Below are 13,049 nucleotides of genomic sequence, written 5' to 3'. Positions count from 1 at the left end.
TTATGGTGGAAAATTTGTACGAATATAATAAAAAAAGAAATTTTGAGAGGACTTTTGAACCAGAAGGGAAAACACAAGACTCTGAAGATCACCTTAAATTTGTGGTTCAGCACCATATGGCCCGGAATGACCATTATGATTTGCGTTTGGAATGGATGGGAGTGCTTTTGAGCTGGGCGGTGCCCAAAGGCCCTACTTATAATATTCATGATAAGAGGCTTGCTGTAAAGGTGGAGGATCATCCATTGGAATACAGGAACTTTGAAGGTACTATTCCCAAGGGGGAATACGGCGGTGGTGTGGTCATGCTTTGGGATGAAGGTTTCTGGGAACCCTATGGAAATGTAGAAGAAGGGCTCCGAAAAGGTGAACTCAAATTTGAGCTAAATGGAAAACGCTTAAGAGGAAAGTGGGCACTGGTTCGGTGGAAATCAAAATCTGACGAAAAATCAGACAACTGGCTTATGCTAAAGGAAAAGGATGAGCATGCTAAAATGGATGATGGTGTGTCCCAATTTACAACAAGTATCCGAACTGGACGTACTATGGAAGAAATTGAAAAAGGGGAAGAAGAAAAAGTCGTAAGAAATCCTTTCAATAAAGCCGATGTACAGCTGGCCAAGCTGGTAAATAAAATTCCTGATGGTGAAGACTGGCTCTATGAACTGAAATATGACGGTTATCGAATCATGGCATTTGTGGAAGGTAATAATGCCCGGCTTATGACTAGAAATGGTAATGATTATGTGAGACAGTTTCATGAGGTTGCGGATTCACTTATTGATTTTTCTGTTGGAAGGGCTATGATTCTGGACGGAGAAATGGTAATCACCGACTCATCTGGAAAGACGGATTTTCAGGCTTTACAAAATTATACTAAAAATACAGCTAGTAAAAATCTAATCTACGTTGTTTTTGATATTCTTGCGTTGGATGGTAAAGATCTTAGGGGATGTCCTTTAATTGACAGAAAGCAAATCCTTGAAACTTTGATGAAGAATGCACCCCAAAAACTCTACTACAGCCGTTATATCAGAGGTAAGGGAGAGGAAAGCTTTGCTGCAGCTTGTGAGACAGGTATGGAAGGAATTGTGGGGAAAAAGGCAGATTCTGTTTACAGCGGAACAAGAAATGGTGACTGGATTAAACTGAAATGTGATAAAAGACAAGAGTTTGTCATCGGAGGATATACTCTTTCTGATAAGAAAACAATGGGGATAAGCTCCCTTCTACTTGGGGTTTATGAAGGTGAGGAATTGGTTTACGCCGGACGTGCAGGCACAGGTATGAGCGGGAATGATATGAAAATATTCGAGAAAAAGTTTGAAAACTTAAAGCGAACGGACTCAGCTTTTAAAATTGCACCTGAACCAAGAACAACTGAAAAAATTACATGGCTTGAACCTTCATTGGTAGCAGAAATAAAGTTTGCTGAGTGGACTAAAGAAAATCTGTTAAGGCAGGCAAGTTTTAAAGGCCTTCGAACAGATAAAAATCCGAAAGACATAAAAAGAGAAAAAACTGAAGAAGAACAACAAGTTGAATTACCGGAGACAAAGGCGGAAAAACCTATGGAAGTAAATACAAATGGTATTATTATTGAAGGAATAAAAATTTCGAACCCAGATAAGGTCATATTTGATGACCCGGTGATAACAAAGGCAGATGTGGTTCAGTATTATGCAAAGGTTTCAAATCGTATGCTGCCCTATGTAAATCACCGAGTTCTAAGTATTGTTCGCTGTCCAAAGGGAGTATCACAGACGTGCTTTTATAAGAAGCATCCGGGTTCAGAAAGCAAAGGGGTCATAACCATTCCTATTACTAACAGTGACGGTGAAACCGAAGACTATTTCTACATTGAGGGTGTTTCAGGGCTCATCAGTGAAGTACAAATGGGTACATTGGAATTTCATACTTGGGGAAGCCGAGTCCAGGAACTTGAAAAGCCCGACGTGATGGTATTTGATTTGGATCCAGATGAAGGAATGGAGTTGAGCCGGATACGTCAGGGTGTGCGTGATATCAAAAGTATTCTTGATGAGCTTTCACTGAATTCATATCTAAAGACCAGTGGCGGAAAAGGGTATCATATAGTCGTACCTTTAAAACCAGTGGTAACCTGGGATGCTTTTCATGATTTTGCAAAGGGCGTTGCCGAAGTCATGGAACAAAAGTGGCCGGACCGTTACACCAGTAATGTGAGAAAAGCAAAACGTTCAGGCAAAATTTTCATTGACTGGATTCGAAATGGCAGAGGTGCCACAAGTATAGCCCCTTATTCCATAAGGGCAAGGAGGGGCGCCAGAGTGTCCATGCCCATTTCCTGGGATGAGCTTGATATAGTGGCACCAGACGGTATTCATATGGCAGATGCACTTATTAGAATAAACGAAAATGACCCTTGGAAGGATTTTTTTCAAAATGACCAGAGGCTTAAATAAAAATATATAATTTACTTCTTGACAAAATAACCTAACACTGTTAGCATAATAATAGTGTTAGGTTACTTTGTGTGGAAGGAAGTGAAATTATGGATTATGCTGAGCTTGTTGAAGAGTTTCTTCAATACATGCATCAGTTTCAAAAATGCCACCATCAAAAAAGAATTGATGGAATTATGCGTGGTGAAACCTTTGTGATTATATATATTGCTCGAAAAGGAAGATGTGTTTTGCCAAGTGAGATTAGTACGGAGATGAGTATCAGCTCTGCCCGTATTGCTGCAACACTAAATAGCCTAGACAAAAAAGGGCTCATTACCCGTCAAATCGACGTGGATGATCGCAGAAGAATTTTAGTTGATTTGACTCCGTCTGGGAAAGAACTGGCGGAAAGGCACAGACAAACAGCAGTTACTACTACTACCCGTATGCTGGAATCCCTGGGGGACAATGATGCTAAAGAACTTGTACGCATTATGGCAAAACTTGCTAAAAGAGTCCCTGAAATCTTGGAAAATGAGAAATAAAAAGATAGTTTTAAAATAGCGGTCATAACAATGGCCGCAAAAAAATGCTTGAATTACTAATACTGTTAGTAACAAACGATGTTAAATAATGCTAATTTTACTGGGAGGTTTATATGCTTAAAATTTTCAAATATCTTAAATTAAAAGAATGGGCTCAGGCTGCTATCAGTCTTGTATTTATTGTTATACAGGTTTGGCTGGATTTAAAGATGCCAGATTATATGTCGGATATAACCCGGCTGGTACAGACCCCCGGCAGTGCCATGGGTGACATATGGGAGCAAGGGCTCTATATGCTGCTCTGTGCGCTTGGAAGTGTTGTTTCGGCGGTTATAGTAGGATTTTTCGCTGCTCGTATCGCTGCTTCATTTTCTCAACGGCTGCGCAGTATGTTATTTTATAAAGTGGATTCTTTCTCCATGGAAGAAATTAACCGTTTTTCCACATCCAGCCTGATTACACGTTCTACCAATGATATCACACAGATTCAAATGTTAGTTACCATGGGATTGCAGATGATTATTAAGGCACCTATTCTGTCCGTCTGGGCCCTTACCAAAATTGCGGGAAAAGGCGTGGAATGGTCCATGGCCACAGGAGCCGCGGTACTGATTATGGTTGTTATAATTGCTTTTATCATGATTTTTGTCCTGCCAAAATTCAAAAGGATGCAGACACTCACCGACAATTTAAATCAGGTAACTAGGGAGAACCTGACGGGTCTGAGAGTAGTTCGTGCCTACAATGCAGAAGCTTATCAGGAAGAAAAATTTGAACAGGCTAATGCAGAATTGACGAAGACACAGCTTTTCACCAGCCGTGGTATGGCTGTAATGATGCCTATGATGAGCATGATTATGAGTGGCTTGTCTCTGGCAATCTATTGGATTGGAGCATACCTGATTCAGAATGCCCAGGCTATGGATAAACTGTCCATTTTTTCCAATATGGTGGTATTCTCTGCTTATGCAGTGCAGGTAATCATGTCCTTCATGATGCTTGTTATGCTTTTCATATTGATGCCAAGGGCTACCGTATCGGCTAAGCGTATTAATGAAGTGCTGGATACAAAGCCCACTATTGTTGCAGGGAACCTAACAGAAGGAAAACCGGGCCTTGCAGGTGAAGTGGAATTTAAAAATGTCAGTTTTAAATATCCTGATGCTGCGGAATATGTGTTGCAAGATGTGAGCTTTTCTGTGAAGAAGGGAGAAACCATAGCCTTTATTGGATCCACAGGCAGCGGCAAGAGTACCTTAATCAATCTGATTCCACGTTTCTTTGACGCTACAGATGGTCAGGTGTTGATTGACGGGGTAAATGTAAAAGATTATGAAGGAGAATCCTTGTATAGTAAAATCGGTTATGTCCCTCAGAAGGCAGTTTTATTTCGTGGTAGTGTAAGTTCCAATGTTGCTTATGGTGAAAATGGTAAAGAGAGTGCCAGTGCAGAACAAATAAAAAAAGCGGTGTCTATCGCTCAGGGAACAGATTTTGTGGAAGCAATGGACAGCGGGTATCAGTCAGATATTTCACAGGGAGGCACTAATGTATCCGGCGGACAGAAACAAAGGCTGGCTATTGCCCGTGCAGTCTGTCGAAATCCGGAAATCTATATTTTTGATGACAGCTTTTCTGCATTGGATTACAAAACAGACCGTGTGCTGCGAAGTGCCCTTAAGAAAGAAACAGCTGGAATAACCAGTCTGATTGTGGCGCAGCGAATCGGTACCATTATGGATGCAGATCAAATCATTGTTTTGGATGAAGGAAGAATGGTGGGTAAGGGTACCCACAAGGAGCTGCTAGCAACATGTCAGGTGTATAAAGAAATAGCGATGTCACAGCTTAGTGAGGAGGAACTTGTATCATGAGTGAGAATATACAAAGAAGACAAGGGCCCATGGGAGGCCCGCAGGGAATGGGAACCACTGTGGAAAAGTCCCAGGATTTCAAGGGAACATGGGGGAAATTGATTAAGTATTGCAAAGGATATCTTCCAATCATGATATTTGCTTTATTGACAGCAGCTGCAGGTACAGTGCTGCAAATCATTGGTCCAGATAAACTGAAAGATATGACCAATGAAATTACGAAAGGACTGCCTGCATTGATAAACGGCCAGATGATTACAGGGGTAATCAATATGGATGTGGTAGTTCATATAGCAATACTGCTGGTATTTTTCTATGCCAGTGCTACCTTGCTGAATTTTACCCAGAGCTTTATTATGGCTACAGTTACGCAAAAAATTTCCAAAACCATGCGTACCGATATATCACAGAAAATAAACCGTCTGCCTCTAGGATATTTTGATAAAACAAGTTACGGGGATGTGTTGAGCCGCGTCACTAACGATGTGGACGCAATTGGACAGACTATGAATCAAAGTATAGGAACACTGGTTACCTCTGTCACCATGTTTATAGGGTCTTTTATCATGATGTTTTATACCAATTGGATTCTGGCCCTGACTGCAGTTTTTGCAAGTGTAATTGGTTTTACTCTTATGATAGTCATTATGAAGAAATCCCAGAAATATTTTTCTGCACAGCAAAAGGGACTTGGAAATGTTAACGGATACATTGAGGAAATTTATTCCGGACACAATATTGTTAAGGCATATAACGGAAGCAAGGATGCAAAGAAGAGCTTTGAAGAAATTAATGAAGGTCTATATGACAGTGCCTGGAAATCACAATTTCTATCCGGACTGATGATGCCTATGATGCAATTTATCGGAAACTTCGGATATGTGGCTGTCTGTGTAGTCGGTGCGGTACTGGCCATGAAAGGCACCATCTCATTTGGTGTGATTGTGGCATTTATGATGTACATCCGTCTGTTTACCCAGCCTCTTTCTCAAATGGCTCAAGCCGCAAACAATCTGCAGCGGACAGCCGCTGCGGGAGAACGGGTATTTGAGTTTTTAGAAGAAGTTGAAATGGACAATGAGAGCCAGAAGATGAAAGCGTTACAGAATATTAAAGGTGAGGTGGAATTTAAACATGTCAAATTTGGATATGTACCGGAAAAAACTATAATTGAAGATTTCTCAGCAAAAATAAAACCAGGACAGAAGGTTGCTATTGTTGGCCCAACTGGTGCAGGGAAAACCACCATTATGAATCTGTTAATGCGGTTTTACGAATTAGATGGCGGTGAAATACTGCTGGATGGAATGCCAATCAGCCAGGTACCACGGGAGAATGTCCACCAACAATTCTGTATGGTTTTACAAGATTCTTGGCTGTTTGAAGGCACTATAAAGGAGAATATTATTTACAGTAAGCAGGGCATCACAGAAGAACAGGTAGTCAAAGCCTGCAAAACTGTTGGTTTGCATCATTTCATCAAAACCTTGCCAGAGGGATACGATACTGTATTAAATGATAAGGCCAGTTTGTCAGAAGGACAAAAACAGCTTATTACCATTGCCCGGGCAATGATACAGAATGCACCGCTGCTAATTTTAGATGAAGCAACCAGTTCAGTTGATACCCGTACAGAGCGTATTGTTCAATCTGCAATGGATCAGCTGACAGTCGGCAGAACTTCCTTTGTCATTGCCCACAGGCTTTCCACTATTAAGAATGCTGACTTGATTCTGGTGATGAAAGATGGCGATATCATTGAAAGCGGTAATCACAAAGGGTTGCTTGCTCGGGGTGGATTCTATGCAGAGCTTTATAACAGTCAATTTGAGCCTGCAGCATAAATAATTAAAAGACCTCCTTAGGCGATAGAAAATTCATATTTTCTGCAGAAGGAGGTCTTTTGATTTGAGTTGTCATAAATGGTAAATTATGCTATAATTAGAAAAATGTAAAATTTAAATATATAAGGAGAAAATATATGAGTTTTATAAAAAGAGTTGCCGACCTATTGGATGCAAATATTAATGCATTGATTGATAAGGTTGAAGATCCTGAGGTGATGCTTGAGAAGTATATCATGGATATGGAACAGGAATACAAAGAAACACAGGCTATGGTTGCAAAAACTATTGCTGCACGTAATATGACCCAGAATAAGTATAATGAAGCGCAAAAGCAAGTTGATGTTTGGGAAAAGAACGCTATGCTTGCTGTTGAAAAGGGAAATGATGATTTAGCTAAGAAAGCACTTGAAGAGCAGTCAAGTTATGAGCAAACTCGTGATAGTCTTAAACCTGAGCTTGACAACCAATCAGCAGAAGTTGATAACCTTAAGCTGCTTCTTTCAAAGCTTGAATCTAAGATTAATGAAGCTAAAAGCAGGAAAGAGGTTCTTGTTACCAAGGTGGCTAATGCACAAACAAAAAAGAAACTTGCTGAATTCTCTGCAAAGATTTCCGGAAATGATTCTTCGGAAGGCTTCTCTAGAATGGAAGAAAAAGTAAACCGAATGGCTGCAGAAGCTGACGCCATGACAGAGCTTAATGGACAGTCTTTGGAAGCACAATTTGAAACACTTAAAGAAGATAGTGACAACTCTTCCATGGATGATAAGTTGGCGCAATTAAAAGCAAAGATGGGTAAATAAATCACCATTACATATCCCCGGCCCGTTAAGGTCGGGGTATATTTAAATAATATAGAAATAAGAGGCGAAAAATGACTGATATTCAATTATTGAAACGCTTAACTTTGTGGGAAAGACTAGGCTGGTTACTTAAAAAAAGAAAGAAAAAAGTTATTAAAGCAATAATTATTATTTTACTTGTTTTCTTTTTTATTTCGTTTATCCAGTCTATTGTTTCGACAAATCAGGCCAATGTTGCAGAAAATTACATAACAGAATCTGAGGCGCGTTTAGAGCAGATAAATTCTACTATTAATCAGGTTTCCAATCGTTTAGAGAATAACCCTAAGATGTATAAGGAGTATGAACTTTATGATGACCAGATTGGTGAAGAAAAAGATGATTATGAAAGTTTAATATCAGAACTGGCAGATATTAAAAAAGATTTTGACCATAAAGATATTAAAAAAGTAATCTATCAATTTCAGCATGATGAAGATGAAAAAAATGTTATCTTTTCCGATAAAATTGCGGCAATGGAGAAGTCGGTAGCAAGCTTTAATGAGAAGACCACAGAAGTCATTGAACTGGATAAGTATTTAATTTCAAAGTATCCCAAGTTCAGCAAATTTAAAGAATCTTTGGATGATCGGCTGAAATTAAGATTTGACAATCTCAATATCATACAATCAAAAGGTAAAAATGCTAGGGTAAAGAACAATGCCAATATGTATTTTACACAGATTAACGAACAAAAGAAACGCTTTATAAATGGATTGGAACATGTGAAAGAGTACACAAGTGATTCACATGGTTCCCTTAGTCTGACTGAACTTAGGCAGATGAAAGAAAAATATCTGTCGCAGAACACATTATTAGACAACGTTAATTCTTCAATTGCGAATTTTGATAATTATTGGAGTGAACTTCATAGTCAATATTATACGATTGTAAAAAATCAATATTCTTCAAAAAGTACAGATTATGTAACAGAGAATAATCCTAAGTATAAAGAATGGACTGAAACAGAAACATACCAAGATACGGAAACCTATACAGAAAAAGTATACGTAGGCAGTAGAATTGTGGATGATCAAAAAGAAGATATATATGAAAATGTTACGAAAGAACGCCCAGTGACAAAAACTAGAACGGTAACCAAAAATAATGGTCAGCCGGTTACCATTTCTGTTCCATATGATGTTTATACGTTTTATTATACTGTTGAAATGCATAGTCCAAATGGTGTTACAGAGGATACTGAAAAAGCTGGAGAAAAACATGAAAAATATGATACATCTGTTAACAGTTGGGATTACATTGAAAGTCAGAAGGTTGGCTATACGGAATGGAAGAAGTTATGGGATGACAATTCGGGAATATTGAGGGGGAAAAATCTTTCTCCAAGATTAGAGTAATGATAGGAGGCGGTTAAATGGATAGTCAGCTTAACAAACTGAATGAGCGCTTGGATTTTTATATGAAGGCCTATGAAGAAACTTCTAATGACTTAAAACCTTCTAAATCCAAATACATAACAATAGAAAAAGAAATCAATACAGAAGCTAAAAATATTTTAGATGAAGCAATACCTGATCCACTTAATGATAATCAGATTGATTCATTAGAAAAAGAATATCAGATGAATTTAGATGATATCATTTCCAATCATGAAGAAATAAAACGTAACTATATTAAAGAAGAAGAAAATTTAAAATCAGACAGCAGATATAAAGAGTATTTAAACTTGCTTATTAATGATGATCTTGAACTTGTTTCCCAAATGGAAAAGGATGAAGCCTTTGCCTATCTGATAGAACAGAATTTTGGGACTGCTGATTTTGAAAACCAACCTTATTTTTCTATCTTTGGATTTAAGTATCAACCAAGACTTTGGAAATTTAAAAAGATTGCAGATAAAAAGGCCAAAGAATTTGGTATTTCTTCCTTTGATGAAATGTATCAACTCTGGAAAGGACTGAGAATTAATTATCAAAGCTTAATTGGGAATAAAAAAATAGCAGAGGTAATCAAAGAATGTGAAGATATTGAAAACAAAATTAAAGCCTTGAAGAAAGCTGTTGAGGATTATCTTAATCCCCGAAGAGAGGATATTATCAAGGCAATTATTCAAAGAATCAAGATCGTAGACATTCCAGAACAAGTGAAGTCAAAGTTTTCAAACCTTTTACCACTTTTAAAAGAATTTAATGAAGTATCGGAACAAGTAGCCAATTTAGAGAATAGAAATACGATTATCATGAATAATGTAAATACAGTTGAAAAGATGATTAGTTTAGCTGAAGAAGGGAATCTGGTTCTAGATGAAAAATCAGCCGAAGCATTCTTTAATAATCCAAATCCTGATACTCCGATTTATGAAATGATTAGCAATGAACAATGGTCAAGTATAAAACAGGCATTGGAGGATAAAGGCATTAAAACTACTTCTAAATCAAAATATTCTGTTGTGCGTAAACAGATATCTAAGGAAGAAAAAGAAGATCTTCTGAAAAAGTATAATGTAAAAGAAGGAGAAATTTTCATCGACCCGGATTTAGTAAATTAGTAATCCTAATAGCAGACTAATATGATATTTCTTTTGTTTCAAAGAAAAATTAGGAGGTGTTCCTTACATGCGGTATGATGTTGTTGTTGTGGGAAGCGGAGCCGGTTTAATGGTTTTGGAAGAGGCATTGAATCAGGGCCTTAAATGTGCAATCATTGAAAAAGCAAAATTTGGTGGAACCTGTTTGACCAAGGGCTGTATTCCGTCTAAAATGCTTGTATATCCTGCGGACTTTATCCGGGAAATGGAAAGATCAAATCGAATTGGTATAAATACGTGCCCGCCGGAAATTAACTGGGATATTATTTCTCAAAAAATGTGGGAGCAGATTAATTTCCATAAAAAAATAGAAAGTAATTTATTAGATATACCGAATCTTGACGTGTATAAAGGTACTGGCGTCTTTACTGGAACGGACAGTATGGATATCCGTTACGATGACGACAAACCTGAGGATACGATTTATGGGGATAAATTCATTATTGCTGTTGGAGCCAGAAGTTCTGTCCCGGCATTCGAGGGGTTAGAGAACGCTGGATATATAACTTCAGAAACCTTTTTTGGAGAACAATTTCCTCAAAAGCCATGGAAAAGTCTTGTTATTATTGGGGGCGGAGCCATTAGCATGGAATTTGCACATATTTTTTCTGCCCTTGGAACAAAGGTAACAATTATAGCAAGATCCAGTCGTATTTTAAACAAAGAGGAAGAAGAAATCTCTGAATTTGTAGCGAAGCAGTTTAAAGGAAATGGTGTGGATGTGCTGACTGATAGCTCTGTCTTGTCTGTCTCTAAGGATCAGGACTCAAAGTATATAACAGTAGAAAATCAGTTTACAAAAGAAAAAACAACGGTAGCCTGTGAAGAAATCTTTGTGGCTTCTGGTGTTCAGTCAAACGCAGATTCCCTATCTTTAGAAAATGCTAATGTGGAAGTAGATGAAAAGGGCTGGATTCGTACTAATTCATATTTGGAAACTTCTCAGAAAAATATCTGGGCGCTTGGAGACATCAATGGAAAATACCAATTTAGGCATAAAGCTAATTATGAAGCCTTAATTTTGAGCGGAAACTTATTTGGAAAACAGAAAAAGGAGGTTAGTTATGATGTTGTACCATGGACAATCTTTACTCATCCTCAGGTAGCACATGTAGGTATGACGGAAAAAGAAGTCAAAGCGAAAGGCATTTCATATAAAACCGCCCAAAATTATTATTCTGATGTGGTGGGCGGAATTGCCATGGGATATAGAAAAAAAGATGAAGATAACGGGTTCATTAAAATAATTGTAGGTCAGGATAAAAAGATTCTGGGTGTTCATATTGTTGGCCCCCAGGCGGCTATTTTGTTGCAGCCATTCGTGTATCTAATGAATGAAGGTTACCAATGTAAGAAAAAAGTTGATGCAAGTACAGAAAAGGCGGGAATAAAAGAATTGAGAACCATGTGCCCGCAAATGGGAACTTACGAACCCATCAGTAATTCTATGGTGATTCATCCTTCCCTTAATGAATTGACTGCCTGGGTATTTGAAAAATTTCATTGACAAACAAAAACACGATTGACGTAAACAAGTAAGTCAGTTTTTAAAGCTATAAAAAGGTTAAGAAGAATATTCTTAGCCTTTTATTGTTAAAACAGATAAACCAAAATTAAGCATAAAAAAGACGAGGATTTATATAATGAATGTTAGTATAAAGCATGGGAGCACTGAAGAAATGCTAGAGCTGTGGAATGGCAGATATGAAAGTTTTGAGGAGAGCTATATTAAGAATATTGAAAGTGGCATTCAGGAAGTATGGCTGATTAAGGATGAAGAAACACATATTTTTATTGGTGAAATACATATTATTTGGGATTGCAATGACAAAAGTCAGGCAAATGGTTTGGATACCGCCTATATTTTATCTTTTGAAGTTAACCCTGCTTTTCAAGGCAAGAAGCTGGGGAGTGCTTTGATTCGCAGGGCATTGCAGAGAATAAGGGACAAGGGCTATGCAAAGGCAACAATTGGAGCTGACGACGCAGATGGTGAAAAATTATGTGCCATGTACAAGTCATGGGGATTTACTAAAGAAGTAAAGCGAGATTCATTTGAATATATGGAGGATGGGCAAACTATAATTTGTACCTATTCACCTTTATTAAATGATACATTATAATGTTTTAACATCATCTCTAATATAAATAAACATCATAAGAACATTATTGGGTCAAAAAAATATAATGTAATAAAAGGAATATTTGGAGGTGAAAATCATGAAGGAGCCAAAGAAAGATTATGATAAAAATGTTTCTTCTTTACATAGAGAAACAACAGCAGAAAATGCCTTAATTGAAGATACATTTATACGTAATAGAACCGGCTTTGTTACCATTTCATATGGTGTAATGGACCGTAATCGGGTGATACAAATGCAAGTAGTTACTCTTGTCATTGATAATAATACGAGAATAAGAGACCAGTTTGGAAATAAAATAGGTTTAAGAGAGTTAAGAGCAGGTAATATTATTAATGCCAGATTTTCTTCAGAAATGACAAAAAGTAATCCACCGCAAGCAAGAGCCTTTAGTATAGGTGTAGTCAAAGAAAAAAAATCATCAAAAATAGTAGAGGAAAGAGTAATAAATGTTGATGCCAGTGGAAATTTGGGATATATATTAACTGGAGTTCCAAACAATCCAAACCGTCAGATGCGATATGTGGTTAGTAATACAACAAAATTAAGGGATAGACGAGGTAACCGGATCCCTTTACAATCTATACAGCCTGGCCAAATAGTGAGAATAGAGAGAGAACCGTTTCAGACTATGAGTATACCGCCACAAACCAATGCGCTTTCTGTACAAATAATCTCAAACTAAATAACGAATCAATGGGTTAGGGAATTTAAAAGGAATGAATCATAGTAGTTATAAAATAGTATTTACCTAATTTGACAATATGCTAATACAATGATATAATGAGGAGGTTAGCACTCATCAGTGAAGAGTGCTGACAATAGA

Annotated in this window: 10 protein-coding genes; all 10 read left to right on the top strand. The window is 37.6% G+C overall.

From position 1 onward, the window contains the following. Positions 1-14: 14 nt before the first annotated feature. Positions 15-2,444, top strand: coding sequence for a DNA ligase D (gene ligD, locus RTW14_RS09315; protein WP_331654427.1), 2,430 nt, complete (start codon positions 15-17; stop codon positions 2,442-2,444). An 89-nt stretch (positions 2,445-2,533) separates the two neighbouring features. After that, complete coding sequence (locus tag RTW14_RS09310) at positions 2,534-2,971, top strand: MarR family winged helix-turn-helix transcriptional regulator (protein WP_312649944.1); 438 nt, start codon at positions 2,534-2,536, stop codon at positions 2,969-2,971. Between the two features lie 113 nt (positions 2,972-3,084). Further along, positions 3,085-4,845, top strand: coding sequence for an ABC transporter ATP-binding protein (locus tag RTW14_RS09305; protein WP_312649941.1), 1,761 nt, complete (start codon positions 3,085-3,087; stop codon positions 4,843-4,845). Continuing rightward, on the top strand, positions 4,842-6,689 hold the full coding sequence (locus RTW14_RS09300) for an ABC transporter ATP-binding protein (protein ID WP_312649938.1): 1,848 nt from the start codon (positions 4,842-4,844) through the stop codon (positions 6,687-6,689). The genes RTW14_RS09305 and RTW14_RS09300 overlap by 4 nt, the downstream gene beginning before the upstream one ends. 137 nt (positions 6,690-6,826) lie before the next feature. Further along, positions 6,827-7,495: a PspA/IM30 family protein gene (locus RTW14_RS09295; RefSeq protein ID WP_312649935.1), complete on the top strand. Its 669-nt coding sequence runs from the start codon at positions 6,827-6,829 to the stop codon at positions 7,493-7,495. A gap of 71 nt (positions 7,496-7,566) precedes the next feature. Continuing rightward, a complete protein-coding gene (locus RTW14_RS09290; RefSeq protein WP_312649932.1) occupies positions 7,567-8,892 on the top strand; it encodes a hypothetical protein in 1,326 nt (441 codons plus the stop codon). A 17-nt stretch (positions 8,893-8,909) separates the two neighbouring features. Continuing rightward, positions 8,910-10,043, top strand: coding sequence for a hypothetical protein (locus RTW14_RS09285; RefSeq protein WP_312649930.1), 1,134 nt, complete (start codon positions 8,910-8,912; stop codon positions 10,041-10,043). A 67-nt stretch (positions 10,044-10,110) separates the two neighbouring features. Further along, entirely contained in the window at positions 10,111-11,589 is a 1,479-nt protein-coding gene (locus RTW14_RS09280; RefSeq protein WP_312649927.1) for a dihydrolipoyl dehydrogenase family protein, read from the top strand. 136 nt (positions 11,590-11,725) lie between these two features. Beyond that, the gene (locus tag RTW14_RS09275) at positions 11,726-12,205 is read left to right on the top strand and encodes a GNAT family N-acetyltransferase (protein WP_312649923.1); all 480 of its coding nucleotides are present in this window, start codon (positions 11,726-11,728) and stop codon (positions 12,203-12,205) included. Between the two features lie 97 nt (positions 12,206-12,302). Beyond that, complete coding sequence (locus tag RTW14_RS09270) at positions 12,303-12,908, top strand: hypothetical protein (RefSeq protein ID WP_312649920.1); 606 nt, start codon at positions 12,303-12,305, stop codon at positions 12,906-12,908. Positions 12,909-13,049 lie beyond the last annotated feature (141 nt).

This window comes from Aminipila sp. (assembly GCF_032051575.1).
Classification (GTDB): Bacteria; Bacillota; Clostridia; order Peptostreptococcales; family Anaerovoracaceae; genus Aminipila.
This window is presented reverse-complemented; position numbering and strand designations above follow the sequence as displayed.